The organism is Hymenobacter sp. HSC-4F20, assembly GCF_019599275.1.
Taxonomy (GTDB): Bacteria; Bacteroidota; Bacteroidia; order Cytophagales; family Hymenobacteraceae; genus Hymenobacter.
In genome coordinates, this window is the sequence record NZ_JAHZTD010000001.1 from 298,793 (window position 1) to 324,545 (window position 25,753).

At 61.7% G+C, this 25,753-nt stretch carries 20 protein-coding genes; 9 read left to right on the forward strand and 11 right to left on the reverse strand.

Annotated features, from left to right (window positions below; translation table 11 throughout):
• Position 1 precedes the first annotated feature (1 nt).
• Together K3G63_RS01325 and K3G63_RS01330 are read right to left on the reverse strand one after the other, a co-directional pair.
• A complete protein-coding gene (locus K3G63_RS01325; RefSeq protein WP_220612295.1) occupies positions 2–592 on the reverse strand; it encodes a TetR/AcrR family transcriptional regulator in 591 nt (196 codons plus the stop codon).
• A gap of 42 nt (positions 593–634) precedes the next feature.
• A complete protein-coding gene (locus K3G63_RS01330) occupies positions 635–1,975 on the reverse strand; it encodes a phenylacetate--CoA ligase family protein (protein ID WP_220612296.1) in 1,341 nt (446 codons plus the stop codon).
• Between the two features lie 378 nt (positions 1,976–2,353).
• On the opposite strand from K3G63_RS01330, the gene K3G63_RS01335 reads away from it, so the two are divergent.
• The 6 genes from K3G63_RS01335 (at position 2,354) to K3G63_RS01360 (ending at position 9,776) form a co-directional block, all read left to right on the forward strand.
• The gene (locus K3G63_RS01335) at positions 2,354–3,172 is read left to right on the forward strand and encodes an SDR family oxidoreductase (RefSeq protein WP_220612297.1); all 819 of its coding nucleotides are present in this window, start codon (positions 2,354–2,356) and stop codon (positions 3,170–3,172) included.
• A 126-nt stretch (positions 3,173–3,298) separates the two neighbouring features.
• On the forward strand, positions 3,299–5,944 hold the full coding sequence (locus tag K3G63_RS01340) for an MGH1-like glycoside hydrolase domain-containing protein (RefSeq protein ID WP_220612298.1): 2,646 nt from the start codon (positions 3,299–3,301) through the stop codon (positions 5,942–5,944).
• Positions 5,945–5,979: 35 nt separating this feature from the next.
• Complete coding sequence (locus K3G63_RS01345) at positions 5,980–6,594, forward strand: cyclase family protein (RefSeq protein WP_220612299.1); 615 nt, start codon at positions 5,980–5,982, stop codon at positions 6,592–6,594.
• 323 nt (positions 6,595–6,917) lie between these two features.
• Positions 6,918–7,628: a PD-(D/E)XK nuclease-like domain-containing protein gene (locus K3G63_RS23005; RefSeq protein WP_220612300.1), complete on the forward strand. Its 711-nt coding sequence runs from the start codon at positions 6,918–6,920 to the stop codon at positions 7,626–7,628.
• A gap of 414 nt (positions 7,629–8,042) precedes the next feature.
• A complete protein-coding gene (gene asnA, locus K3G63_RS01355) occupies positions 8,043–9,050 on the forward strand; it encodes an aspartate--ammonia ligase (RefSeq protein ID WP_220612301.1) in 1,008 nt (335 codons plus the stop codon).
• 333 nt (positions 9,051–9,383) lie between these two features.
• A complete protein-coding gene (locus tag K3G63_RS01360) occupies positions 9,384–9,776 on the forward strand; it encodes a hypothetical protein (RefSeq protein ID WP_220612302.1) in 393 nt (130 codons plus the stop codon).
• Positions 9,777–9,854: 78 nt separating this feature from the next.
• Here the strand turns inward: K3G63_RS01360 and K3G63_RS01365 are convergent, their stop codons facing one another.
• From K3G63_RS01365 to K3G63_RS01370, 3 genes are all read right to left on the reverse strand, one after another.
• Positions 9,855–11,150, reverse strand: coding sequence for an NAD(P)/FAD-dependent oxidoreductase (locus K3G63_RS01365; RefSeq protein WP_220612303.1), 1,296 nt, complete (start codon positions 11,148–11,150; stop codon positions 9,855–9,857).
• Positions 11,151–11,328: 178 nt separating this feature from the next.
• On the reverse strand, positions 11,329–11,454 hold the full coding sequence (locus tag K3G63_RS22675; RefSeq protein ID WP_259404227.1) for a hypothetical protein: 126 nt from the start codon (positions 11,452–11,454) through the stop codon (positions 11,329–11,331).
• Positions 11,455–11,750: 296 nt separating this feature from the next.
• Complete coding sequence (locus tag K3G63_RS01370) at positions 11,751–12,062, reverse strand: hypothetical protein (protein WP_220612304.1); 312 nt, start codon at positions 12,060–12,062, stop codon at positions 11,751–11,753.
• 244 nt (positions 12,063–12,306) lie between these two features.
• Between K3G63_RS01370 and K3G63_RS01375 the strand changes: the two genes are divergently transcribed.
• A complete protein-coding gene (locus K3G63_RS01375) occupies positions 12,307–13,101 on the forward strand; it encodes an SDR family oxidoreductase (RefSeq protein WP_220612305.1) in 795 nt (264 codons plus the stop codon).
• 93 nt (positions 13,102–13,194) lie between these two features.
• Here K3G63_RS01375 and K3G63_RS01380 read toward each other — a convergent pair whose 3' ends face one another.
• The 4 genes from K3G63_RS01380 to K3G63_RS01395 all read right to left on the reverse strand — a co-directional run bounded on the left by K3G63_RS01380 (position 13,195) and on the right by K3G63_RS01395 (position 20,731).
• Positions 13,195–13,716 (reverse strand): DinB family protein, encoded by a 522-nt coding sequence (locus K3G63_RS01380; protein WP_220612306.1) that lies wholly within the window; start codon positions 13,714–13,716, stop codon positions 13,195–13,197.
• Positions 13,717–13,834: 118 nt separating this feature from the next.
• Entirely contained in the window at positions 13,835–14,791 is a 957-nt protein-coding gene (locus K3G63_RS01385; RefSeq protein WP_220612307.1) for a YafY family protein, read from the reverse strand.
• A 35-nt stretch (positions 14,792–14,826) separates the two neighbouring features.
• The gene (locus K3G63_RS01390) at positions 14,827–17,553 is read right to left on the reverse strand and encodes a PAS domain S-box protein (protein ID WP_220612308.1); all 2,727 of its coding nucleotides are present in this window, start codon (positions 17,551–17,553) and stop codon (positions 14,827–14,829) included.
• 112 nt (positions 17,554–17,665) lie between these two features.
• Positions 17,666–20,731 carry a chemotaxis protein CheB gene (locus K3G63_RS01395; RefSeq protein ID WP_220612309.1) on the reverse strand — a complete coding sequence of 1,022 codons (3,066 nt, stop codon included), beginning with the start codon at positions 20,729–20,731 and terminating at the stop codon, positions 17,666–17,668.
• A gap of 248 nt (positions 20,732–20,979) precedes the next feature.
• On the opposite strand from K3G63_RS01395, the gene K3G63_RS01400 reads away from it, so the two are divergent.
• Both K3G63_RS01400 and K3G63_RS01405 read left to right on the forward strand, forming a co-directional pair.
• The gene (locus tag K3G63_RS01400; RefSeq protein ID WP_220612310.1) at positions 20,980–22,014 is read left to right on the forward strand and encodes a chemotaxis protein CheB; all 1,035 of its coding nucleotides are present in this window, start codon (positions 20,980–20,982) and stop codon (positions 22,012–22,014) included.
• Between the two features lie 160 nt (positions 22,015–22,174).
• The gene (locus tag K3G63_RS01405; RefSeq protein ID WP_220612311.1) at positions 22,175–22,531 is read left to right on the forward strand and encodes a DUF3140 domain-containing protein; all 357 of its coding nucleotides are present in this window, start codon (positions 22,175–22,177) and stop codon (positions 22,529–22,531) included.
• Between the two features lie 56 nt (positions 22,532–22,587).
• Here the strand turns inward: K3G63_RS01405 and K3G63_RS01410 are convergent, their stop codons facing one another.
• Positions 22,588–25,230: a PAS domain-containing protein gene (locus K3G63_RS01410; protein ID WP_220612312.1), complete on the reverse strand. Its 2,643-nt coding sequence runs from the start codon at positions 25,228–25,230 to the stop codon at positions 22,588–22,590.
• Between the two features lie 184 nt (positions 25,231–25,414).
• Complete coding sequence (locus K3G63_RS01415) at positions 25,415–25,675, reverse strand: hypothetical protein (RefSeq protein WP_220612313.1); 261 nt, start codon at positions 25,673–25,675, stop codon at positions 25,415–25,417.
• Positions 25,676–25,753: the final 78 nt, after the last annotated feature.

Sequence of the window (25,753 nt, forward strand, 5' to 3'; positions counted from 1 at the left end):
GCTACTTTTTTTCCAGCCCCGTCAGGAGCATGGTCACAATATTGGCTTCCAACTCTTCGGCCGACAGCTCGCGGCCGGGGCGGTACCACAGCTCTACCCAGCGCACGGCCGAGAGAATGGTGAATAAGGCTACCGACACGTTCACGGGCTGAAACTCGCCGGCCGCAATGCCCTGCTCAATAAGGGCGGCAAAGCCTTTTTCGTACTGCTTGCGCGCCTGCTTAAACTCGGTTAGCTTGGGCTCGGGCAGGTATTTCCAGTCGTGGTTGGCTACGGATACGGCCGCGCCGTCCTCAACCATCAGCCGGATGTGCAGCCGAATCAGGGCCTTGATCTTCTCCACGTGGGTAGCGTCGGTGGCTTCGATTTCGGCGAGCTGGGAGATATAGAGGTTGGACACCCGAAAGCAGATCAGCTCCAGAATCTCGTCCTTGCTCTTGATGTGGTTGTACATACTGGCCGCCTCAATGCCCACCTCGCCGGCCAAATCGCGCATGGAGGTGCCACTGAAGCCTTTTTGCTTGAACAGCTTGGCCGCTTCTTCCAGAATAAGCTGCCGCTTGTTGGTCTTGCGTGAAGTCGTCGTAATCATGGGTGGGAAAAGATGGGTAGGAGGCGGTTCGCGAAGTAGGTCCTAAAGGTTGCGTAAATCTTTGACCCGGCTCAGTTTACCCCCTTCGCTGCGCGGCAACTGCCCGAAGCCCAGCAGGGTCACTTTCATGCTCAGCCCAATCGTATCCTTGATTTTCTTGGCAAACATGCCCCTCAGGTGCTGGAGACACTCGTGCTGCTGCACTACCTCATCCGACAGCGCATCCAAGCCTAGCTGGCGCATCAGTGCTTCCTCGATTTCCACGTGTACTTCTACCTCATCCAGGCTACCCCGGCGCGAGGCAACTACCTGGTAATAAGGACTCACGTGGTCGAGGGAGCTGATAATGTCTTCTACCTGAGTCGGGAAGAAGTTGACGCCGCGGATGATGAGCATATCATCGGCGCGGCCCCGGATAGGACCCATCTTTACGTGGGTGCGCTTCTCGGAGTGCTCGTAGGTGAGGTGGGTAATGTCGCCGGTCCAGTAGCGCAGAATGGGCATGGCTCTTTTGGTGAGGGTAGTAAGCACCAGCACACCGGCTTCGCCCTCGGCTACCGGCTCGCCGGTGTCCTTGTCCACTACTTCGGGGTAGAAGTGGTCTTCCCAGATGTAGCTGCCGGTGCCCCGCTCGTCCACATCCTCCTGCGAGACGCCCGGCCCCATAATTTCGCTCAGCCCGTAAATGTTGGTGGCCTGCACGCGCAGGCCCTGCTGCACCTGGCTCCGGATGGCTTCGCTCCAGGGTTCGGCTCCCAGCACGGCGTAGCGCAGGTTGAGGGCCTCAAGCGGAATGTTGCGCCGCTGGATTTCCTCGGCCAGCACCTGGGCGTAGGAAGGGGTAGCGCAGATGATTTCCGGCCGAAAATCCTGCAGCAGCTGCAGTTGCCGGTCGGTGCTACCCCCCGAAACCGGAATAACCGTGAGGCCCAGCTTTTCGGCGCCGTAGTGAATGCCCAAGCCGCCCGTAAACAGGCCGTAGCCGTAGGCATTCTGCACTTTCATACCTGGTCGGCAGCCGGCCGCGGCCAGGGAGCGGGCCACCAGCTCCGCGAAGGTCTGCAAGTCCTCGGCCGTGTAGCCCACTACCGTGGCTTTGCCCGTTGTGCCGCTGGAGCAGTGCAGGCGCGCTACCTCCGTTTGGGGCACGGCAAACAAGCCGAACGGGTACGTATCGCGAAAGTCGGCTTTCTTGGTGAAGCCCAGCTTGGGCAGTTCTTCCAGCCCCCGAAACGTAGCCGGATTGATGCCCAGCCGATCGAGCTTCTGCTGGTAGAAAGGCACGCGCTGATACACGTACTGCACCTGCTCTTTCAGGCGCTTATTCTGCAAGGCCCGCAGCTGGGGGCGCGGCAGGCATTCCATTTCAGGGTTGAACAGCATGAGTGGGAACGGAAGGGTAGGAGCGGAGGTGGCAAGGTACCATTTAAATCAACGCTAAACGAACGTTTGTTAGTGCAAACGGCCCCGATCCTTTTTTCGGGTAAGCCCCGGCCCCACTACTGTATACGCTGCCCAACCGACCAAAGGCATCAGACAGCCCCCCGCAGGCCGGAAGCAAAGAAAGCCTGGGTCCTGAACCAGGAGGCGGGGCAGAAGATACTGCACTGGTTTTCAATCGTTCAGGTCTGCTAAAGGGGTAGCAAGCGCAAGGGTTAGTAGCTGAGGCTCACCGGCTTTGCCGCACATTCATGTAACTAAACAAGCGGTTTGCCAGTCTAGAAGGAGAGTGTTCCACTGACTTCTTTTTCTGTACACGATATGGCGGATTCTTCTTCCTTCCAGCGTCTTCAACACCAGATTGCCCTTGTCACGGGTGGTAGCTCCGGCATCGGGGCCGGCGTAGCCAAAGCTATGGCCGCCGAAGGAGCCACCGTAATCGTCAACTATGCCCACAGCGCCGAGGAAGCGCAGGAAGTGGTGGCCGCTATTACGGAAAAAGGCGGGAAAGCCGTGGCTATTAAGGCCGATGTCAGCAAGGAAGACGAGGTGCTGGCCATGTTCGACCAGATTCGGGAGCAATTCCAGACCCTGCACATCCTGGTCAACAACTCCGGGATTCAGCAGGACTCTACCTTCCTGGAAATGACCCTGGAAAAGTGGCAGAAGGTGATTGACGTGAACCTGACTGGCCAGTTCCTGTGCGCGCGCGAAGCCGCCCGCGAGTTTGTGCGCCGCGGCCCCCAGCCCGACGTCTCCAAGGCCACGGGCAAAATTATCTGCATGAGCTCGGTACACGAGGTAATTCCGTGGGCCGGCCACGTCAACTACGCTACCAGCAAGGGCGGCATCATGCAGCTGATGAAAAGCATGGCTCAGGAGCTGGCCCCGCACAAAATTCGGGTAAATAGCATCGGGCCCGGCGCCATCAAAACGCCTATCAACCACGAAGCCTGGGAAACCCCCGAAGCCGCCGAAAAGCTGCTGACGCTGATTCCGTACGGCCGCATCGGCGAGCCGCAGGATATTGGAGACGTGGCGGTGTGGCTGGCCTCGGATGAAGCCGACTACGTGACGGGCACCACCATCTTCGCCGACGGCGGCATGACGCTCTACCCCGGCTTCGCCGATAATGGCTAACCTCTCCTCCTGCGGAGGCACCGAAGGAAAAGTCATTTCGGCGTTTCATCGGTTGTTCAGAGTTGAGTAGCTACCTCTACGGGCCCGCGGCGCGCTGTACTACCCCGCCGCGGGCCGTTAACCCGTATGACCCAGGAACAACAACGGCAGCAGCAGGCCCAGGAAGGAAAGGAGGCGTGGCACCGCTTCGGGCCCTACGTATCGGAGCGGCAGTGGGGCACGGTGCGCGAGGATTACTCCGCCGATAGCCAACCCTGGACCTATACTACCCACGACATGGCCCGCAGCCTGGCCTACCGCTGGGGCGAAGACGCCATTGGCGGCATCTGCGACAGTCAGCAGCTGCTCTGCCTGGCCCCGGCTTTCTGGAATGGGCAAGATGCTATTATCAAGGAGCGGCTGTTTGGGCTCAGCGGACCGGAGGGAAACCACGGCGAGGATGTGAAGGAGCTGTACTACTACCTCGACAGCACGCCTACCCACTCCTACATGCGCATGCTCTACAAGTATCCGCAGCACGCCTACCCCTACGAGTGGCTGGTGCAGGAAAATGCCCGCCGCAACCGCCATAAGCCGGAGTTCGAGCTGCTGGATACCGCTGTGTTTCGGGAAAACCGGTACTTCGACATCTTCCTGGAGTACGCCAAAGCCGGCCCCGAGGACATTCTGCTCTGTATCACCGTGCACAACCGTGGCCCCGAGGCGGCTCCTTTGCACGTGCTACCCCATGTGTGGTTCCGAAACACCTGGGCCTGGGGCTACGATGACTACAAGCCCCAGCTCAGCGCCACGGAAACTGGCCACATCCGGGTGGAGCACCGCAAGCTGCCCGACCTGCAGCTCTACTGCGACCAGCCCGCCGGCCAGCGCCCCGACCTGCTGTTCTGCGACAATGAAACCAACAAGCAGCGCGTGTACGGCTGCGCGAATACGAGCCCGTACTGCAAGGACGGCATCAACGACTACCTTCTCCGCGGCCAGCAGGCGGCCCTTAACCCAGCCGGGGAGGGCACCCGGGCCGCCGCGCACTACCTGCTGATGGTGCCAGCCGGGGAAAGCCGGCAGGTGCGGCTGCGGCTGGCCGCCCCGGGCCTGCCGGATGCCTTTGCCGATTTTGCCGCCCTGCTCCAGCAGCGCAAAGCCGAAGCCGATGAGTTCTACGAGCATCTGCAAACCGGCCTCAGTAGCCCCGATGCCCGCAACGTGCAGCGCCAGGCCCTGGCCGGCATGCTCTGGAGCAAGCAGTTCTATTATTACGACGTGGCCGAATGGCTAAAAGGCGACCCGGCCTCGCCGCCGCCACCTGCTACCCGCCTGCACAGCCGCAACCACACCTGGTCCCACCTCAACAACGCCGACATCATCTCGATGCCCGACAAGTGGGAGTACCCTTGGTACGCGGCCTGGGACCTGGCTTTTCACTGCATTCCGCTGGCCCTGGTCGATGTGGATTTTGCCAAAAATCAGCTGCAGCTTCTCTGCCAGGACTGGTACATGCACCCCAACGGGCAATTGCCGGCCTACGAGTGGAAGCTGGAAGACGTGAACCCGCCCGTACACGCCTGGGCCACCTGGCGCGTGTACAAAATGGACCGCAAGCAGCGCGGCGGCCACGGCGACACCCCCTTTCTGGAAAGCGTATTCCACCGCCTGCTGCTCAACTTTACCTGGTGGGTCAACCGCAAGGACCGCAACAACCGCAACGTGTTCGAGGGTGGCTTCCTGGGCCTCGATAACATTGGCGTGTTTGATAGAAGCGCGCCCCTGCCCGAGGGCGACTTTATTGAGCAGGCCGACGGCACGGCCTGGATGGCCATGTTTGCCCTGAACATGATGCGCATGGCCCTGGAGCTGGCCAAAACCAACCCTGTCTACCAGGACATGGCCAGCAAGTTCTTCGAGCACTTCCTCTACATCGCCGAGGCCATGACCAACATGGCCGACGAGAAAATTGATATGTGGGACGAGGAAGATGGCTTCTACTACGACGTGCTGAACACGCCCGAGCACGGCCGCCTACCCCTGCGCGTGCGCTCCATTGTGGGCCTGATTCCGCTGTTTGCCGTGGAAGTGCTCGACGAGGATACGCTTCAGCAAATGCCCCGCTTTGTGTACCGTCTCAACTGGTTTCTCGACCACCGGCCCCAGCTCGCGGCCATGGTGTCGCGGTGGCAGGAGCCGGGCAAGGGCCAGAGCCATCTGCTTTCCCTGCTGCGCGGCCACCGCATGAAGCTGCTGCTGCGCCGCGCCCTCGATGAGGCGGAGTTTCTGTCAGATTACGGCGTGCGGGCCCTCTCGCGCTACCACCTGCGCCACCCGTTTGTGTTTGCGCTCGACGACGACGAAAAGGCCATCGTGGATTACCAGCCCGGCGAGTCGACTACCTCTCTGTTCGGGGGCAACAGCAACTGGCGCGGCCCCGTCTGGATGCCCATGAACTTTCTGCTGGTCGAATCCCTGCAACGCTTCTACCACTACTACGGCCCCGATTTCAAGGTAGAATACCCCACCGGCTCGGGCCAGTACAGCACCCTGCTCGAAATTTCTCAGGCCCTCACAGATCGACTTACCCGGCTGTTTCTGCGCGATGCCAACGGCCAGCGCCCCTGCTTCGGACCCGACAAGCAGCTCCAGACCGACCCGCACTTCCGTGACTACCTGCTCTTCCACGAGTATTTCCACGGCGACACCGGCCAGGGCCTCGGGGCCAGTCACCAAACCGGCTGGACCGGCCTCATTGCCAAGCTGCTGCAGCCCCGCGAGGAAAAGTAAGCGGCCAGCTTCTCATCATCCTATCTGCTACCCCTATGGATTGGCTCGACCTCACTACCCCCATTTCCGACGGCATGGCCTACTGGCCCGATAATGCGCCGGTGCACATTAAAAAGACGCTGAGCATTGCCGCCGGCGACCCGGCCAACGTCACGGAGATGAGCTTGAGCGTCCACACTGCCACCCACGTAGATGCGCCCCTGCATTTCCTGGCCGATGGCCCCGACGTAACCCAGCTCGACTTAGCTACGCTGATGGGGCCGGCCCTGCTGGTGGAAATCGAGGACCCCAAGTTTATTACCCGGCCGGAAATCGAACACCTGCCCCTGGCAAAAGGCAGCCGGGTGCTGTTCAAAACCCGCAACTCGCGCCGTGAGTGGGCTACTGCGCCCTTCGACCCCGAGTTTGTGCGGGTGCGGGCCGATGCGGCTGAGTTGCTGCGCGAGCGGGGGGTAGTGTGCGTGGGTGTCGATTACCTGTCGGTGGGCCCTGCCGATACCCACAATATTCTGCTGCAAGCCGGCATCAGCATTATCGAAGGGCTGGCCCTGCAGCACGCCCCGGCGGGCGAGTACGACCTGATTTGCCTGCCCCTGAAGATTCAGGGAGCCGATGGTGCCCCCGCCCGCGTCATTGCCCGCAAAAGGTGAGGGAGCAAAGCGAGGTAAACGGATGATGCCCGGCCCAGCACCGCCGAAGGGCACTGAGTAAAGCGCCAAAGCCCCTTCGCCCAAGGTAGGCTCCCGGCTACGCAACCCCGCTGCTATACTTACGACCATAGCCCCGCAGGCCCTTCCTGGCCACCAACGGCCGGAAGGAGCCTGTCGGCTGCTGGGGGCAGGTTTGGACCCCGGCCCGACGGTGCGTGAGGCTTGCCGGAAGAGAATCTGGGCAAAAATACCTATACTCCCTCATCCAAAACCTGCTTTGTTCCTTTCCGGAGCCTTTTTGTGGGCTCCGTTGTTCTTTTTGCGTGACGAATTCCTCCACTACCCCCGTGCGCCCCGATCTGCTGCGCATCCCCTACGACGATTACCGCGCCCTGCCGGCCATTGCCAACTCCGACCTTTCCCGCCTGCGCGACGCCCTGAACGGCCGCCCGCCGCGCCCCCACGATTCGGTAGGCGGGGCCCTGGGGTTGGGTACGGCTTTTCATACGGCCATCCTGGAGCCCGACCTCTACCAGCCCGGTCAGCCCGGCATCAACGATACGCTTATCTGGTGGATGGTGGACGGGGTAAAACTACAGCCCGAAGTAAATGCCTTGCTGGAAGCCGGCACGCCCGAGCCAAGCTGCATTTTCACGGAGCCGGTTACCGGTACACTCTGTAAGCTGCGGGCCGATTTGGTGGTAGACCAGCCCGGCCAGCCCTACACCATCGTGGACTTTAAAACCACCATGGCCCGCGACTATAACCACTTTGTGGAGCAGTGCACCCAGTACGACTACGACCGGCAGGCAGCCTTTTACGCTGATGCCCTGCAGGCCGACCGGTTTCTGCTGATTGGGGTGCAAAAGGTGGAGCCCTTTAAAGTGTTTGTGTACGAGGTGCCCCCGCTCATGCGCAGTGAAGGCCGCGCCAAGTACCTGCGCCTGCTTAAGCTGCTGCAACCCGAAGCTCCCGTGCCGCTATCCGTGGTGCAAGCGGTGCGGGAAGTGCGCGATGCGCTAAATGGCGCCTGATAGGTGGGTATTTTACTCTGCTGAAAAAATATTTAGAGAATTAATTAGGATAAATAAATAACGCCTTCTATACTTGCACTACACCTGACGAAAATTTGACCACTCACATGCGTCATTTCCGCAATAACCTCCAGAATAATAACTCGAATAATAATCCTATTCGAGACTGGAAGGCTATTGCTCCTTTGGAGAAATGAAAAATCAGTAATTGATTTTCTGTTAAAGCCTTCCGCAACCGGAAGGCTTTTTTTGTGCCTACGGAGCTGGCCTTGCACGTGAAACGGCCGGTAACAAACCGTAATTTTTGTGCACAAGTAATTTCTGAATTCCGCAAAAAATCCCGCAGGGGAGAGGGGAATTCGTGTGCCTTTTTGAAAATAAAAACCTTTCCAAAAACCCTACATATTACTTGCCATGACCGCGCAGGAATTATTAAAAACCGAAGAAGCCATCAGCTTTGTAAAGGAAGTTTTCGCCAAGGAGCTTAGCGCCCAGCTGCAGCTCAGCAAGGTATCATCCCCAATTGCTGTGCTGGATGGTACCGGCATCAACGACGACCTGAACGGCGTGGAGCGCCCCGTGGGCTTCCCCATCAAAGCCCTGGCTGAGCAGCGCGCCGTGGTAGTGCACTCCCTAGCCAAGTGGAAGCGGGTGCGCCTGCAAGAGCTGGGCATTGAGGCCGGCCGCGGGCTGCTAACCGACATGCGCGCCCTGCGCCCCGACGAAGACTACTCGCCCATTCACTCTATTTATGTAGACCAGTGGGATTGGGAAAAGCACATTCGCCCCGAGCAGCGTACGCCCGAGTTTCTGAAGGCCACCGTGGAGCGCATCTATGACGCGCTGAAAACCACCGAAGCCCGCGTGGCGGCGGAGTATCCCGAAATTGCCCCCGTTCTGCCCGAGAAAATTACTTTCCTCTACGCCGAGGACCTGCTAAAGCACTACCCCACCCTGACGCCCAAGGAGCGCGAACATGAGGTGACAAAGCAGTACGGCGCCGTGTTCCTGATGGGCATTGGCCACGAGCTAAGCCACGGCGAGCCCCACGACGGCCGCGCCCCCGACTACGACGACTGGAGCACCGAGACGGCGGACGGTCAGCGCGGCCTCAACGGCGACATTCTGCTGTGGCACCCGGTGCTGCAAACCTCCTTCGAGGTATCGTCGATGGGCATCCGGGTAGATAAGCAGGCCATGGTGCGCCAGCTGGCCCTGCGCGGCTGCGAAGACCGGCAGGAGCTTTCCTTCCATGCCCGCCTCCTGAAAGATGAGCTGCCCCAGAGCATCGGCGGGGGCATTGGCCAGAGCCGAGTGTGCATGTTTATGCTGCGCAAAGCCCACATCGGGCAGGTACAGGTAAGCATCTGGCCGGAAGCGGTGCGCACGGAGCTGGCCGGCGCCGGGGTAGGGCTGCTGTAAGCGGCAACAAGCTGGCTGCCCACAAGGCAGCATCAGCGGGGGAGCAGGTTTGGCGGCCGTAGCTCCCCCGCTTTTTTGTGGGGTTTACGCTAGTAGCCGGGGTAGGCGGAAAGGGCAATTCAGAAAAAGCAAAAAAGAAACAGCGGATAGTTTAAGCCGATTGAGGGTGAAATTTGGGGGCTTAGCAGAGTAAAGCAGCGCCTAGCACTGCCAAAACCAAACGCGGCATCTGGCTTGCCATTACCCAGGCCAGTACCGGCTACTGCTACCCGGGCTACCTGCCTGAGTTTCGAGTACCGGCTTATTCTCCACCACTTTCTTTTTTCCAACCTTATGAAAACTGCCCTGCTTTCCTTCGCTACTGCCATGGTGCTGCTCTCGTCTACGGCTTCCTTTGCTGCTCCTGCGCCTACCCGCTACGATGACGACAAGCGCCGCAAAGAGTACAACGACCGTGACGACCGGAACTCTAACTACGGCTACGACAAAAAACACCGCGTAACGCCCGCGGAGAAAGCCCGTTGGGAAGCTGCCCAACGCAACAACCGCCGGGACGACTACCGCGGCAACGACGACCGTCGGAATGATTACCGGGGCAATGACGGCCGCCGCGACGAGCGCCGCGACCGGGACTTCAACTACGGCTACGACAAGAACCACCGGGTAACGGCCCAGGAGCGTGCCCGCTGGGAAGCTGCGCACCGCAACGATTCGTACCGCCGGTAGGTACCAGAGCCGATTCGCTTTGTTTGCCACAGGCCCGCCTTCTTCGGATGGCGGGCCTGTGGCGTACGTAGGGGGTAGCTACTGCAACAACTGCCGGGCGGCTTCGGCCCCGCTGGCAAAAGCAGCCTCCACCGTTCCGATGTGCGGACCGTCGTAGACCCCCTCGCCGGCTATAAACAGGGTACCCGCTACGGAGCTGCTCAGGGTAGCGCGGTGAGTGGCCGCGTCCAGCGTAGCGTAGGCGTAGGCCCCACCCGCCAATGGGTCGGCGGCCCAGTTAACAATGCGGTGAGCCCGCAGCTGCTTGCGTAGGAACTCGGGGGTAGTACCGAGCAGGTAGGCCAGCGAGCTTAGCGCTTCCCGGAGCAAATCGGCTTCCGGCGTAAGGCGGCGTTGATGCGCCGCCGGGCCGGCCAGCCAGCCCGTCAGCACCGGGCGCGGGTCGGGCAGCTGGCTCCACCAGGTAGGAATAGGCGCATCGGAGAACAGAAACCCGAGCTCAGGAAGTGGCTGAGTCAGGGCGACCGTGGCCTCTTGCCAGAGGGGCGTATCGAATTCCAGCAGCACCTTAATAACCGGCCCGAAACCCAGGGCGCGCGCAGCGGCGCGGTGCTTGGGTAGTTCGGGCTCCAAGGCCAGGTAGCCCGGCTGTCCGCGCTCGGCCTGCCAAACGCCCAGGGGCACGGTAAGCAAGGCGCGGGCCGCCGTTAGCGCCGAGCCGTTGGCGCAGCGGCAGTGCACGCTTCCTGGCTGCCACCGAATTTCCTCTACAATCGTATTCAGCAGAAGCTGGGCCCCGGCTTGCTGAGCCTCCTGGGCCAGCCACTCCATCAGGCGGGAGTAGCCTCCTTCGGGCCGCGGCGAGTCCTCGGCGCCGTTGCCGCTCCACTCGTCGCGCAGGGCAAAGGCGCTTACCCGCTGGGCATCGGCCGCATCGTAGCCCTCGGCAAAGCGCGTCACTTGCTCGCGCATAGCCCGGTGCGCATCGCCCGAAAAGTACTGGTCCAGAAAATCGGCCAGCACCTTATCCTCCGACAGTGCGTGCAGCTTCTCCAGGAGCAGGGGCATGTCATCGAAAAAGCTCTCGGCGGGCTGGGCCTGGCCGTCGGCTACCTCGTAGTTGAGGCCGGCCGTGTCGTGGCAGGCAATGCCCGCTTCCTGCAGCAGCTGGCGGGTGAGCGGTACCTCGCCGTGCAGAAACTCGGCCCCGCCTTCCATGGGGTAGGAAAAGCCCCCGTCCGTGGAGGTATGGATGCGTCCTCCCAGACGGTTGCGGCCTTCTATTAGCACTACCTGACGCCCGGCGCGGGCAAGGGTGCGGGCCGCCAGCAGGCCGGCCGCGCCGGCCCCAATAATTAGTATATCGGTGTGCATACGGGAAAGTGTATTCCCCGTTAACCCGGGTCGCCCCCGAATGTTATGCTCCTGCGAGGCTGGGTAGGTGAGGCTGGCCGGTTTGGCGCCGGTCCGGCCGGTAGGCCAGCGCAAGTTCTCCCGTGCGGGACTGCCGCGGTACGGTGTTGGAGTGGGTTTCGGCCTGAAGCAACAGTGCTTATACTCCTGGGCCGCGCTGGGCAAGGCGGCGCATTCTGGCGGAGCTTTTCAGCCCCGAGTCGGCCATCATCTGCACCAGCGGCTCTGCGCCAAAACCGTGCAGCCCCAGCTGCAATGGCCGCATACCGGAGAAGCTACTATTGGCTGCCCCAACGTGCTGAGTAATGCTGCGCCGCGCGCAACAAGTAACGTCCGGAATTTCCCGCATTGCCCCGCCCGCGGCAAGCCACCTGCCACTGGGGTGTACGGGCTCCCCGTGCAGCAGGAGCGCTACCAGGCTACTACCCGGCTTACCCGGCAGCAAGCTGGGCAGGTACGGCGCGTGCTATCGGCGAGAACCGGCTCGCCCGTAGCAACCGGAGTGGAGCAGCGCTTTCGGGTAGCGCGCGGCCGCTCCGGTAGCCTATTACGCGCACTGCTCTACAGGCTAATCCAGCTAGGGCGGGCGGGCAACCCACTAGGGTGGGCCTGCACCACCGACGTTGCGCCCACCGTAGTGCCGGCTGCATCACGGAAAAGAATCAGGTACTCGGGCGCTGCCTCAGGGGCCAGGTGGCTCGTGTCCAGGAAGGGGCTGCGGGCGTTGTTGGCCACACACTGCCAGTCCTGGGGACAGCAGCGGCGGTACACGTAGGCAAAGCTGCCGCTGGCCGTAATAAAATCCAGCCGCCGGCCGGCCGGGACAAGGTGAAGCTGCAGAGAGGAGGGAAGTAGAGGGAGAAGTGTGTGCATAGCAGAGAAAGAAAAGGCAAGCAGGCTGAGCACGATGGGCACCCCAGCCAGACAGATACCTAAACGGGCCCGGCTGCCCTTTCGCTCCGAGGTTTTCACGGATTTTGTTTTCGGGAAAACCCGGATTTTCTCTTGCGGAGGCGCTCGGCATACGGCGGGTAGGTACATAATCGGGAGAATTGCTAACTGCCAGCGCCGGAGGGCGTAAGAAAAGCACGACCTCATCAACCAACCATCTACGGCTATGACTACCTCTCAACAATACGCCCTGATAACGGGCGCCACCAGCGGCATTGGCTATGAGCTGGCCAAACTGTTCGCTCAGGACCACTACAACCTCATCTTAGTAGCCCGCAATGAGCAGGAGCTGCAAAATACCGCCGCCGAGCTGCGCCAGCACTACGGGGTAGAAGTAGAAACCATTGCCAAAGACCTGTTCCGCAGCGAAGCGCCCTTTGAAGTGTACGAGGCCGTGAAGGCCAAAGGCATTCAGGTAAGCGTGCTGGTAAACAACGCCGGCCAGGGCCAGTACGGCGAATTCGTGGAAACCGACATCAACCGGGAGTTGGATATCATTCAGCTCAATATTGGCGCCTACGTAGTGCTCACCAAGAAATTCCTGCAGGAAATGGTAGCCCGCAACGAAGGCAAGATTCTGCAGGTGTCCTCCATTGGGGGCGAGCTGCCGGGGCCGCTACAGTCGGTGTACCACGGCACCAAGGCCTTCATCACCTCGTTTACGGAGGCCATCCGGGAGGAAACCAAGGAAACCAACGTCACTATTACGGCCCTGCTGCCCGGCGTTACCGATACCGACTTCTTCAACAAAGCCGATATGACCGAGGCTAAGTTGGTGAAGGAAGGCCACCGCGCCGACCCCGCCGAAGTAGCTAAAGACGGCTACGAGGCCCTGAAAGCCGGCAAAGACAAGATTGTTTCCGGGTTTATGAACAAAGTGCAGGTGGCCATCAGCAACGTCATCCCCGATGACCTGGTAGCCGCCAACCTGCACCAGCAAGCCAAGCCCAGCGAAAAGTAAGCCCCCGGTTTTGTGTGTTTACAACAGCCCCTACCACCTTAGCAGTAGTAGGGGCTGTTGCTGTTGGTTGATGAGTGGCGCGGGGGTAGCGCGTTAGGCCTGGTATTCCTCGTCGGCGGAGGGACCGTAGATGCTGGGCACGGGTACATCGAGCAGGCGCAGGTACACCGAGAGCTGGCCGCGGTGATGCACGCAGTGGTTGATGAGGTGGCGCACTACCTCAGCCCGGGTCAGGCGCATGATGATTTGCGCGTGGTAGCGCATCGTCCAGATTTGCTCGAAGGTTTCGGGGGTAGCAGCCGTGAGGGCCGCGCAGGCTGCCGCGCCGTTTTCCTGGAGGCGCTGCAACAGCTCGGCGGTGCTGGCGGGCGGGGCCGGGGCCAGCTCATCGTAGCTGCTCAAATCCAGCTCGTCTGTCTGGAAGGTGTTGGCAATGCCCCCAATCAGGTCGACGACGTGCGAAACCAGGACGCCCAGCGTCATGGACTTGGGATGCGGCTGCCAGGAAAACTGCGCTACGGGGGCGCGCTCCAGCACGCGGCGGGTTAATTCCAGCTCGTGCTGCAGCTCGGGGAGAAGGGCCTGGGGTAGGGGGGCAAGCAGGGTAGCTTCCATGGGTAAGGTTGAAGTGTGGTGAATGATACTTCAAACCTAGCGGCCCCTCCTGACAGCCCTATGTCAGGAGGGGAGCAGAAAATTTTCAGAAAATAACCGGCCTGAAAAACCCTGTGCTTTAGCCGAAATACGCGTGGGCCTGGCCTACCAGCTCGCGCACCTGCTCCCGCAGCTCCGGCGGCGACACAATGGTGGCCTGCCCGGCAAAGAGCAGGAGCCAGCGGGCCAGATACTCGAGGTTGCAGGCCAGAAACGTGACTTCGCGCCCGCCATCGGGGAGGGGCTGCTCGTGGGCCCACCCGAAATGATGCTTGTTTTCCTCCACGTGGGGGAGGGCCTCGGGGCCGAAGCGCACCACGGCCGCGTAAGTCTGGCGGCGCTGGGCTTCCTGAGCCCAGTAAGTTTGCAGGGTATCGGGGCGGGGCTCGAAGTGTTCCTCGCGCAGGTGCAGGCCGGCAATCCGGTCGAGGCGGAAGTCGCGGAACTCCTGGCGCAGGCGGCAGAACGCCACTACGTGCCAGTAGAGCCCGAAGTAGATGCCAATGGGCTCCACGTCGCGGCGGGTGGGGGTGCCGTGGTAGCCGGCGCGGTACTCCAGGGCTACCACCTGGCGCTGGGCAATGCTGGCAAGCAGGGGCTGGTGCAGGTTGGCGGGCGGGTCCGGAACGGCCGGGGTGCGCTGGTGGCGGGGCGGCAGAATGGTGATGCGCGGGCTCAGCTCCTCCACGTAGTCCCGGTCCGGGCGGCGGAGCACGGCCCGGAGCTTGTCCATGGCGGCGCTGCTGAGCTGGGCCGTGTGCGGGTCGGTGAGCCGGTGGGCCAGCTTTTCAGCCGTGAGCAGGGCCAGGGCTTCTTCGCGGCTGAACATCACGGGCGGCAGGCGGTAGCCCTCGGCCAGGCAGTAGCCTACCCCCGCTTCGCCGCACAAGGGCACGCCGGCTTCTTCCAGAGTGCGCAGGTCGCGGTACACGGTGCGCAGGCTCACGCCGTAGCGGGTGGCCAGGTCCTGGGCCTTTACCACGCGGCGGGCCTGGAGCTGCACCAGAATAGCCGTAATTCGGTCAAAGCGGTTCATGGCCGGAAAATACGCTGCTTTCGGCCGCGCCCGGCTTACTTCTCAACGGAAAAGGTAAGCGTGATGCTGGTGCCGCGCCCGGGCTGAGACTGCACGGTGAAGGTTCCGCCCAGCAGCCCCACCCGGCTCCGGATGCCCGACAGGCCAATTCCGCTGGGGCGCTCGGGGGAGGCCGTAGCCGCCATGCCCACCCCATCGTCTTCTACGCTCACGTGCAGCACCCCGTCTTCGCGGGCCACTTGTACAAACACTTCCTGCGCCTGGGCGTGCTTCATCACGTTGTTGAGCAGTTCTTGCACGCTGCGGTACACCGTTACTTCCAGGGGCAGCGGCAAGGAGCGGTCCAGGCCGGACAGATTCAGGTCTATGGTTAAGGACTGCGTTGGTATGCGCTTGACCAGCTCCCGCAGCGCCAGCTCCAGCCCAAAGTCTTCCAGAATACTGGGGGTCAGCTCGAAGGAGATGTCGCGGGTGGCCCGGATGGCTTCGGCCAGCAGGCGCTGGCTGGTGCTTACCTGCTCGGAGGGGGGCAGGTTGTCCAGGGTGAGGCGGGTGGCGTAGAGCAGCTGGCCCACGCCGTTGTGCAGGCTCTCGGAGATAGTACGGCGTTCCTCCTCCTGGGTAGTCAGGATGGCGGAAAGCACCTCCTGCTGCTGCCGCAGCTTCATGCGGGTGGCCTCGGCCTGCAGGGCGTTTCGCTCCGTTACGTCGCGGCCTACCACCAGCACGCCGGTTACTTTTTCCTGGGAGCGCAGGGGCACAAAGTTCAGGTCCAGCACCAGCAGGCCGCTGGGGCCGCTCCAGTTGATCAGCTCGGTAGCCTCGCCGGCCAGGGCCCGCCTGATGTGGGCTACTACCTCCGGAATAGCGCCCAGGCTGGGGTGCACCTCCGTAAACGGGCGCCCCAGGGCCTCAGCCTCCGGCACCCCGGCCAGGGCTACCATGCGGGAGTTCCAGGAAGTAATAAGCAGCTCCTGATCCAGGGCCACTACGCAGTCGATGGTGTTGTTGAGCAGGCCCTGGGTAAACTCCTTTTCCGCTCGTAGCTGCGTGCGGCCTTGTTCCAGCTCGGTAATATCAATGGCAAACAGAATGGCTTGCTGGCGCTGGGCGTCATAGAAACCGTAGTTCTGGAAGTACAGCTCCTGCCCGTTGTGCTCGGCCACATCCACGAAGGAAACGGCCTCGCCGGCCAGCAGGCGCTGCGTGGGCTCGGTAAGGGAAGGAAACACCCCAAACACGCTGTGCCCTACCAGCTCGTTATTGTGCAGCTCAAGCCGGCGCAGCCCCTGGCCCACCAGCTCCAGGCAGGTGCCATCGGGGCCGAGGCGGGTCAGGATAACGGGCAGGTGGGCCAGAATGTGCTCCAGCAATTGGTTTTTGTAGTGCAGCTCTTCCTCGGCTTCCATGCGCTCGGTAATGTCGCGCATCAGGCCCACAAACTGGTCAGCATGGCCCGCCGAGGTGGCACGCACCACCTTGCCCACCGCCGATACGTAGCGCACCGTGCCATCGGGCCACAGAATGCGGTGCTCCAGGTCGAAGGGCGCGTATTCCTTGGCGGAGCGCTGCAAGGCGGCCGCCACCGCGGCCAGGTCCTCGGGGTGAACGGCTTCCTGCACTACCTGGAAGGGAGCCGGGTTGGGGCTATAGGGCCGCCCGAAGATGTGCTGGGAGCGGGTGTCCCAGTGGACCAGGTTGGTGCCGTAGTCAATGGTCCAGACGCCGGTTTCGGAGGCATTGAGGGCCATTTTCAGCCGTTCCTCGCTTTCCCGGATGCGAGTGGCAGCCCGCTTCTCCTCCGTAATGTCGCGCCAGGAAGCGTGTACCAGGTGGCCACCCTCCTCCGGGTCGGGAATGGCCGTGAGCAGGATGTCTTCCCAGAACTCCTCGCCGCTGGGCCGCAGGCGGCACCACTCAAAGCGGCAGTGGCCCCGGCGCAGGGCTTCCGACCAGTAGGCATTGGCCTGCACTACTGAAAATCGTCCGTTGGGCTGCCGCTCCGGGGAGAAGGCCGCGGCGTGTTTGCCCAGCAGGTCGCGCTTGTCGGACAGGCCCAGCAGGTTCAGGGTGGCCTCGTTGCAGTCCACGAAGCGGTTGTCGCGCATGAGCAGCATGCCGTCCTCGCTTTTCTCGAAAAGGGTGCGGAAGCGCTTTTCGCTGAGCTCCAGGGCCCGGCGGGTCTGGTACTGCTCGGTTATGTCGGTAAGGGCCAGGCGGATAAGCGCGGGTTCTTCGTCGGGGTTGTGGGCCGCGCCCTCCAGCCGGACCTGCAAGGGCGGGCCATTGGGCGGAAGCAGCCGCATGGCCGTAACCTGGGGCTGGCGGCTGAGGGCTACCTGCTCCAGATAATCGCCAAACGCCTGCCGGTCAGCCGGCGCTACAAACAGGGCCAGGCGGCGGCCCAGCACCTGCTGGCGGGGCAGGCCCAGCAGCTGGCTGGCGCGCAGGTTGAGCTGCTCAATTATGCCCGTGGGGCCCACCGTGCAATAGCCTACCGGGGCCAGCTCGTAGAGGTCTTCGTACTGGGCCCGGCTGGCTTCGGCGGCGGCCTGGGCCAGCAGCAGCTCCTCGTACTGCATTTCCAGCTCAATCTGGTGTATCTGTAGGTCCTGCACCAGCTGTTGCACGGTAGCGGGCGTGTCGGGCGGGAGGGTGGCCGTCACGCGCTGCCGCTGCTCGGCCCGGGCTTTCAGCTCCAGCAATACCCGATGCGGGTTGAGGCCTCGGGAAGGGGTAGAGCCGTTTTCTGATGTGCTCATACAGAAGAAAAAAAACAGAGAAAGACAGCTGACTACCTGCCAGGCGGGGCCGCCGAAAGGTTGTCCCGCTACCCCAACAGTTACACGGAAGGCCTGCCGGCCGAGCGAGGCGCTACAGCCGGGCTACGTCCTCATCCAGGGCCTCAACCCCCAGCAGCACGCGGCCGGTCGGCTGGCCTTCATACAGCAGGCGGCGGGCGTAAAGCCGCAGGCGGACGGGGCTCCGGCCGGGCACCTCCACGTCCAGGTGCAGGTTGCTGAACTCGTTGGCGCCGGGGTCGTGGCTTAGCAGCAGCCATAAGGGTTCCAGCAGCTCGGCCCGGTTAAGGGCGCCCTGGCCAACGGTTGTAAGCGAGGCGCCCAGCAGCTCGGCGCTGGTAGTGGCCCCCAGCAGTTGAGCAAAGGAGAGGTTGGCAAAGGCAATGCGCAGGTCGTCATCAAGGGCCAGCACGGGCTGGCGCATAGTTTCCTGGAGGCTGGCGGCCATCAGGGCGCCGGCTTGCAGCTGGTTTTCCAGCTTTTTCAGGGCCGTAATTTCGGAGAAGGTGATAACCACCCCTTTGATGTAGTTATCGAGGGTGCGGTAGGGCAGAACGCGCATGGAGTACCACTCGCCGGAGGTAGCCTGAATGTTGGTTTCCACGGTGGTAAGCCGATCGAGCACCTGGCGCACGTCGCGCAGGAGGTAGTCGTAGCGCAGGGTGGAGGCAAAGTGGCTGATGGGGCGGCCCACATCGGTGGGTAGCAAGTGGATAATGCGCGCCACCGACGGCGTAAACCGCTTCACGTTCATGTTATTATCCAGGAAGATAATAGCAATTTCGGTGGCGTCGAGGAGGTTTTTCATGTCGTTGGCCGTCTGGGCCAGCTCCTCGGTTTTGGCCAGGTACTGCATGTTCAGGGTCATCAGTTCCTCGTTCAGGCTCTGCATCTCCTCCTTGTTGGTCATGGCCTCCTCGTTGGTGCTTTGCAGCTCCTCGTTGGTGCTTTGCAGTTCCTCGTTGGTGCTTTTCAGCTCTTCCAGGGAGCTTTCCATTTCCTCAATGGTGGTCTGGAGGCGGTGCTTGGTGTATTGCAGCTCCTTGTCCAGGGCCGTAACTACCTCGTCGCGGTTCAGGTTGCCGCTGGGGAGCTTGCCCAGGCGCACCTTGCGCGAGGTGGGCTGGTCTTCGAAAGCTACCAGCAGCAGGCCGGCCAGGGACTCGGGCTCCTCCAGGTACTTCACCGTGAGGCGCAGCAGCTGCTGGCCGGCCTCGGTTTTTACCTGCACATTGTCCAGCACCACCGTTTCGCGGGTCTGGATGGTGCGGTGCACGGCCCCGTTCAGCTCAAAGCTCAGGTCTTCGCGGGCCATGTCGAAGAGGTTCATGCCGCTCAGGCCGGGAGCGGGCTCCAGGTACTTGCCGGTGCGCCCGTTCACGTACAGAATTTCCCCTTTGGGGTTGATGACTACCGCCGGCGGGGCATAGGTAGTCAGCAGGAGCTTGTGCACCTCGATAGCAAAAGGAGCATTGTCGCGGCGGGCAATGGTGGTAGTTGACAGTGCAACCGAGGGATGCGGGGCCGACGGGTTCTGGCGCGACATGGCAAAGGGAAAATTAGTCAGGCGGGGCACGGAAGCCACCGTTTCGGTGCGGCGCGAAATCTTCCACTTCACGTCCAGGGGCTGAAACAGTTCCTGGAACGAGGTGATGTTCTCGCTGGGCCCCAGGAACAGCAGGCCGCCGGGGTTGATGGCGTAGTGAAACACCGGCATCAGGTTTTTCTGCAGCTCGGCCGAAAGGTAAATCAGCAGGTTGCGGCAGCAAAGCAAATCCAGCTTGGTGAAGGGCGCGTCCTTGTTGATGTCGTGCAGGGCAAACACCACCACGTCGCGCACTTCCTTCCGGATCTGGTACTGGCCATCGAGCTTGTGAAAAAAGCGCCGCAGCCGCTCGGGGTTCACGTCGCCGGTAATGTTTTCGGAGTAAACGCCGTTGCGGGCAAACTCCACGCCCTCCACCGAAATATCGGTGGCAAAAAGCTGGAGCTTGAGGTAGCGGCTGGGGCTTATCTCGTCGAGAAGCTCCAGCAGGGTCATGGCCAGGGAGTAGGCTTCCTCGCCGGTAGAGCAGCCCGGCGCCCACACCCGGATGGTGCTGTCTACTTCCTTGGCCTGAATAATGGGCCGCAGATGGAATTTGAGGCTGTCGTAAGCGTCGGCGTCGCGGAAAAACTTCGTGACGCCAATCAGCAGCTCCTTGAATAGCTGCTCTACCTCGTGGGGGTTTTCCTGCAGGTAGCGCACGTAGGTAGTAAACTCCTTGATTTGGTGGGAGTTCATGCGCCGCTCAATGCGCCGGAACACGGTGTTGCGCTTGTAGTAGCTGAAATCGTGGCCGGTTTGCTGCCGAATCAGCAGAAATATTTTCTGGAGGGCGTGGGCCGGCTTCGTGGCCGATTCCTTGGCGTCGGCGCGCAGGGGGCGGGCCAGGGAGGGGCGCTCCATGTACTCCAGCAGCTTGGCCGGCATCAGCTCGGGGGGCAGCACAAAATCCACGAACTCGGTGGCCAGGGCCGCCCGGGGCATGGCGTCGGAGAGGGCGGTAGTCGGGTCCTGCACCATCACCATCCCAAAGTTTTCCATCACCAGCTTCAGGCCCACGCTGCCGTCGGTGCCCATGCCCGAAAGGATGATGCACACGGCCCGGTCGCGGGCGTCCTTGGCCAGGCTTTGCAGGAAAAAATCAATGGGCATGCGCCGGCCCGGCACCTGGGTAGGCGTCAGCAGGAACAGGCTTCCGTGCAGGAGGCTCAGGTCCTTGACGGGCGGAATGACGTACACGTGGTTAGGGCGCAGCTTCATACCGTCTTCTACCTCCTGCACCGGCAGGGAAGTAAAGCGCTGGAGCACCTCTGCCATGCCCCCGTCCTGGGTGGGCATCAGGTGCATCACCACCACGAAGGCCATGCCCGAGTGGGGCGTCAGGTGGGTGAAAAACCGCTCCAGGGCCTCAATGCTGCCCGCCGAGCCGCACAGGGCTACAATGGGAAACCGCTCGGCCGGCTGGGGGTGGGGTGCGCGCCGGCCCTTGGGGCGGGGCTCGTCCGCAGAGTCCTCGGCCGCGTCAACGCCTAGTTCTTCCGTGGCAAATGTGTCCTGATCTTCGGGAAGATCGGGGTGGATGGGTAATGTCATGAGGTAAAGCAAAAGGCCTGCTCCAGTCGGATAAGTCCGGGCGGATTGCCAGTTGCTTACGCACAGCAGGCCCCAAAGTCAAATGTAGGCGAATATGACGGCCCCAGGCCGGAGACGCGCGAGTTTTTGGTAAATACCACCGTGTAAACGAAGACCTTTAGTCTCATGCTACGTAGCCCTACGTAGGCTACGTGTTTGCCGGAGGGCCTCTTATCAGACTCTTTCTTCTTCTTCCTAGTTCCACGCCTGTGTCCAGTCCTTCCCACGTTATTGTTATTGGTACTTCTGCTGGCGGCATGCCGGCCCTGGTTCGGTTAATGCAGCAGCTGCCCGCCAGCCTGCCCGCCGCCGTGCTGGTGGTGCAGCACCTGAGCCCCGAGTCGTCGGGGGAGCCGCTGGTAGACCGCTTAAACGCCCACAGCCAGCTACACTGCAAGCTGGCCCGCGACCGGGAGCCCCTGCAAGCCGGCACGCTGTACCTGGCCCCGCCCGACCGGCACCTGCTGGTGAAGGAAACCCAGGTGCTGGTAACTAAGGGCCCGCGCGAAAACAACTACCGCCCCGCCGTCGACGCCCTGTTCCGCTCGGCCGCCGTGGCCTACGGGCCCAACGTGGTGGGTGTGGTGCTTACCGGCATGCTGCACGACGGCACCGCCGGCCTCGACTTTGTGAAGCGGTGCGGGGGTGCGGCCATGGTGCAGGACCCCGCCGATGCGGAGTACCCCAGCATGCCCGAGAGTGCCCTGCGCAACGTGGAAGTAGACTATGTGCTGCCCATTGACATGATGGGCCGGGTGTTAATTGAGCTGGTGGGGCTGCCAAAGTCATCTTCCCCAGGCTCGGCGCCGATTCCTGAAGATTTGAAAACGGAAGCTGCTATTGCTGAACGTATCGTGGGAAACATTGAAGATGTTCGTAAAATAGGCAAACAGGTACCCCTTACCTGCCCCGACTGCGGCGGGGCCCTCTGGGAGCTGAAGCACGGCAGCGTGCTGCGCTACCGCTGCCACACCGGCCACTCCTTTACCGCCGATGCCCTGCTGGATAAAAGCCAGGATGCTATGGAGGAAACCTTGTGGGTAGCGCTGCGCATGATGGAGGAGCGCAAAAACCTGCTGGCCAGCATGGCCTCGCACGGCACCGGCGCCTGGACCGTACAGCAGGCCGAGAAGCTGGAGGAAATAAAGCAGCATGTAAACCGCATGCGCGAGTTTCTGCTCAACGGCCAGCCCGCCGGCTCCCGCCCCGAGGGTTTCCAGGACGACGCCCAGCACCGGGGGTAGCCGCCAAGGCTTTGAGGCACGGGTAGAAACCAGCTGAACGCCCTACCCCCAACCCATGCACCAGCCCCGGGCAACGAAGCAGCGGCGCGTGCCGTTGAGGTATAACCGGCTGACTAGTAGTTGATCCGCCGCCTTGTCTTACCCGCTATTCTACCCTGCCATGGCTACCCACGCTTCCGCCTCCGGACCCGACGACCTCTACGCCGACTTCAAACAGGACGTGAACATGACTGCCAGCCAGCTGGAAAAGTGGCTGCAAACCGAGGAGTCCAAATCGGTGGGCCAGGACAGCGGCGACGGCACCAGCATTGGCCGCCACTCCGGGGAGCGAATCATTGAAATCCTGGGCAAGAAAAAGGCCGACCTCACCGCCGAAGACGAGGAGCACATGCACAAGGTGCACAGCTACATCAGCCGCCACCTGGCCCAGGGCCCCCACGATAAACAAGACGTGGAAACCTCCCGCTGGCGCTACTCCCTCATGAACTGGGGCCACGACCCCCTGAACGATAAGTAGGGCCCGGTTCCCCACTACCCCGCTTGGCGGGGAGCTCTCCGGGTCGCAGGGGTAGGCTAGAAGAAGTTCCGCGTCGGAAGCAGGGAAGAAGGGAAGTGCAGCCGGAACGTGGTGCCAGCGTCTGGGGAGCTGCTGACTTCTACGTGGCCCCCGGCCTGCTGTACAATGCGGTTGACTAGGTACAGGCCCAGCCCGGAGCCCGGCACGTGGTCGTGAAAGCGGCGGAACATCTTGAACAGCTCGGGGCCAAAGCGCGACAAATCCATGCCCAGGCCGTTGTCCTGCACTAGCAGTATGGGGCTGCCACCGGCAGTTAGGCGGGTAGAAACCAGCACCGTGGGCGGCCGGTCGGGGTGGGCGTATTTGAGGGCGTTGCTGAGCAGGTTGTAGAGGATGCTTTGCAGGTTGAGCCGGCCAAAGAGGAGCTGCGGAACGGCCGCGAAATCCAGCTCAACCTGGGCCTGCTGCTCCGTTATCTGACTGCGCATGCTTTGCAGCACGCTCTGGGTAAGCGGCAGCAGCTCTACTACCTCCGTGGGCAAGCCCTGCGTTTGCCGCTCGGCCTGCACTACCTGGGCCAGCCCCTGAATTGTGCTCTGAATCTGGCCGAGGGCATCCTCAAACATATGCATCAGCTGCTCGGCCTCGGGGTCATGGAAGGTAGCCGTGCGCTTTAGCTCATCGAATACCCCGGCCATGTTGTGCACGGGTTGCTGCAAATCATGCGAGGCCGTGTACACAAAGTTGTCCAGGTCGTCGTTGATGCGCGTGAGCTGCTCGTTGGTCAGCTCCAGTTGCCGGTTGGCTTGTTTCGCCTGCTCGTTGGCGGTGCGTAGCTCTTTGTTGGAGGCGGCCAGCTTACGGGTGGCTAGCTGCAAGGCCTCGGCCATTTCCTTTTGCTCATGAATGTCGGTGTTGGTGCCAAACCAGCGCAGAATGTGGCCCTGGTCATCGTGCATAGCAACTGCCCGTACCAGAAACCAGCGGTAAGCTCCGTCGGCCCGGCGTAGGCGGGCTTCTACCTGGTAAGGAGTTCCCTGAGCCAGGGCCTCGTGCCACTGCCGGAGCATCAGCAGTAGGTCGTGCGGGTGGAAATAGGTAGTCCAGCCCTGGCCGAGCACCTCCTGCGGGCTGCTACCGGTAAAGGAATACCACTGCTCATTATAGTAATCGGCCTCTCCGGAAGGGGTGGTTGTCCAGACAAGGTTGGAAATGGCGTTGGCAAGGGTGCGGAAAGCCACCTCGCTCTGTTCCAGCTTTCGGCGGGCCTGCTCAAGGTCGGTTACTTCATACGCAAACACCACTACGCCGTCGATACGGCTGTTTTCGTCAAGGCGCGGTTGCTGAATGTAGTTGAAGTAACGGTCCTGGAGGCGGCCATCGTCGGGGTGGTTCAGCGGAATCAGCATTCCCAGCTCCTGGTGGGTTTGGCCGGTGTTATACACCCACCTGAAGGTGTTGTATACTGCGTGGTCGGCAATTTCGGGCAAGGCTTCCAGCACGGGCTTGCCCAGCAGGTCGCGCCCCGGGAATAGTTGCTGGTAGACAGGATTTACCAGCTCAAACACCAGCTCGGGGCCTCCCAGAATGCAGATGCCCGCGGGAGCCTGCATAAAAAGCTGCTCCAGGCGGCCCCGCTGCCGTTCGGCTTCTGCCTGAGCCTGCTGGGCCTCCCGGGTGCGCGCGGCTACCCGCTGCTCCAGCTCCGAGTTGTTGGTCAGGATTTCAAAATTGGCGGTCAGCAACTCCTCGTTGGTGGCTGCCAGCTCTTCGTTGGTAGCCGCCAGCTCTTCGTTGGTATAGGCCAGCTGTTGCTCACTTGCTTCCGCCCGCTGCCGGGCCTGCACCTGCTCGGTTACATCGTAGGCAAAAACCAGAATGCCATCTATTTCTTCGGCCAGGTTACGGCTGGCCTGGTAGATGAAGTTGTAGAACCGCTGGCCACGTTTACCGGTATTATCATGGTCGAGCTGCACCTGCATTTCGGTGGCCCGGAAAGTTTCGCCCGTTTGGTACACGTAGTCCAGCAAGTCGAAAATAGGTTGATCGGCCAGTTCGGGCATGGCCTCGCGGATCGGCTTGCCCAGGAGCGGCCGGTCGCCGACCAGCTCCTGGTAAAGCGGGTTCACCAGCTTAAAGACGTGCTGTGGGCCTTCAAAAATGGTAATCATGGCCGGAGCCTGCATAAACAGGTGGTGCAGGCGGTTGCGCTGGGCTTCGGCCTCGGCGCGGGCCAGGTGCTCACGGGCCTGGCTTTGACGCAGGGCCTGCTCTACGGCCGTGCGCGACTGCTCGGCCGTATCCGTAAAGTTTACCAGCAGCAGGTCGCCCACCCGCTGGGCCGAAAGATGAAAGTAGTTGTCGAGGCCGTCGCCCTGGTAGTTTACGCTGAAGCGCTCCGGCTGGCCTGAGGCAAATACGTGGCAATGAAACGCAAACACCCCGGTTTCCAGCGTGTGGGGGTAAAGCTCGAGGTAGGTTTGGGTAGGAAGGTCAGGCAGGCTAAGAATCTGCCGGGCTTTGGGATTGAGCAAGACAAACGTGAAATCCCGCACTTCCTTTCCCGAGGCTCCATAAACGGGCTGGTACAAGGCGTAGCCCGTCAGGGAAATGTTCAATATTCCGTGCAGCAGGTCTTCGGCCGGGACGGTGTCCCGATTATCTGAAAAAGAAGAAGTGAAAGCAACGTTATCAGGCACAATGGCGGGAGTGACGGGGGCAAAGACAGAAACCAAAAAACTGGCAAAGCACTACCAAGCTCAAGCACAAGAATACCAGTAAAATATGGATCAGGTTTAGGAAATGTTTCAGTATTATGGTCGGGGTAGGGCACGGTGCAGTTCCGCAGCTAATACCGGAACTCGGCTGAGCAGAGGGCCGGTATTAGCTGCTCTCGGCCGTAACGTTTTGCACGCTGAAGCCCGCGGCCATCAGGGCCTGCTGCATGGCTTCGCGGCCGGGGTCCTGGGCCGAGGCCACGGCCACCTCGGCCTCGCCGGCCTCAATCCGGTCGACCAAGAGCCCTAGCCCCATTAATACTTGGCGGGCCCGCCCGATGCTGTCGGCGTCGGTGAGGTCGGCAATTTCCAGGCGGTAGCGCAGCAACTGGGTGGGGTTGGAATCGGGAGGCGGAATGTGGGACATGGTAGGGGGCTGAGAAGGTGAAACCTGATCGGTTGGTATAGAAGTGTACTGCTTTAGGCGCCGGAGGTTATCGTTGAG

Bases quoted from the DNA above. Each gene is read 5' to 3' on its own strand.
- K3G63_RS01415 (WP_220612313.1), bottom strand. From the start codon at position 25,675: ATGTCCCACATTCCGCCTCCCGATTCCAACCCCACCCAGTTGCTGCGC.
- K3G63_RS01370 (WP_220612304.1), bottom strand. From the start codon at position 12,062: ATGCACACACTTCTCCCTCTACTTCCCTCCTCTCTGCAGCTTCACCTT.
- K3G63_RS01365 (WP_220612303.1), bottom strand. From the start codon at position 11,150: ATGCACACCGATATACTAATTATTGGGGCCGGCGCGGCCGGCCTGCTG.
- K3G63_RS01335 (WP_220612297.1), top strand. From the start codon at position 2,354: ATGGCGGATTCTTCTTCCTTCCAGCGTCTTCAACACCAGATTGCCCTT.
- asnA (WP_220612301.1), top strand. From the start codon at position 8,043: ATGACCGCGCAGGAATTATTAAAAACCGAAGAAGCCATCAGCTTTGTA.
- K3G63_RS01345 (WP_220612299.1), top strand. From the start codon at position 5,980: ATGGATTGGCTCGACCTCACTACCCCCATTTCCGACGGCATGGCCTAC.
- K3G63_RS01385 (WP_220612307.1), bottom strand. From the start codon at position 14,791: ATGAACCGCTTTGACCGAATTACGGCTATTCTGGTGCAGCTCCAGGCC.
- K3G63_RS01325 (WP_220612295.1), bottom strand. From the start codon at position 592: ATGATTACGACGACTTCACGCAAGACCAACAAGCGGCAGCTTATTCTG.
- K3G63_RS01390 (WP_220612308.1), bottom strand. From the start codon at position 17,553: ATGAGCACATCAGAAAACGGCTCTACCCCTTCCCGAGGCCTCAACCCG.
- K3G63_RS01330 (WP_220612296.1), bottom strand. From the start codon at position 1,975: ATGCTGTTCAACCCTGAAATGGAATGCCTGCCGCGCCCCCAGCTGCGG.
- K3G63_RS01360 (WP_220612302.1), top strand. From the start codon at position 9,384: ATGAAAACTGCCCTGCTTTCCTTCGCTACTGCCATGGTGCTGCTCTCG.
- K3G63_RS01380 (WP_220612306.1), bottom strand. From the start codon at position 13,716: ATGGAAGCTACCCTGCTTGCCCCCCTACCCCAGGCCCTTCTCCCCGAG.
- K3G63_RS01395 (WP_220612309.1), bottom strand. From the start codon at position 20,731: ATGACATTACCCATCCACCCCGATCTTCCCGAAGATCAGGACACATTT.
- K3G63_RS01340 (WP_220612298.1), top strand. From the start codon at position 3,299: ATGACCCAGGAACAACAACGGCAGCAGCAGGCCCAGGAAGGAAAGGAG.
- K3G63_RS01375 (WP_220612305.1), top strand. From the start codon at position 12,307: ATGACTACCTCTCAACAATACGCCCTGATAACGGGCGCCACCAGCGGC.
- K3G63_RS01405 (WP_220612311.1), top strand. From the start codon at position 22,175: ATGGCTACCCACGCTTCCGCCTCCGGACCCGACGACCTCTACGCCGAC.
- K3G63_RS22675 (WP_259404227.1), bottom strand. From the start codon at position 11,454: ATGCGGCCATTGCAGCTGGGGCTGCACGGTTTTGGCGCAGAGCCGCTG.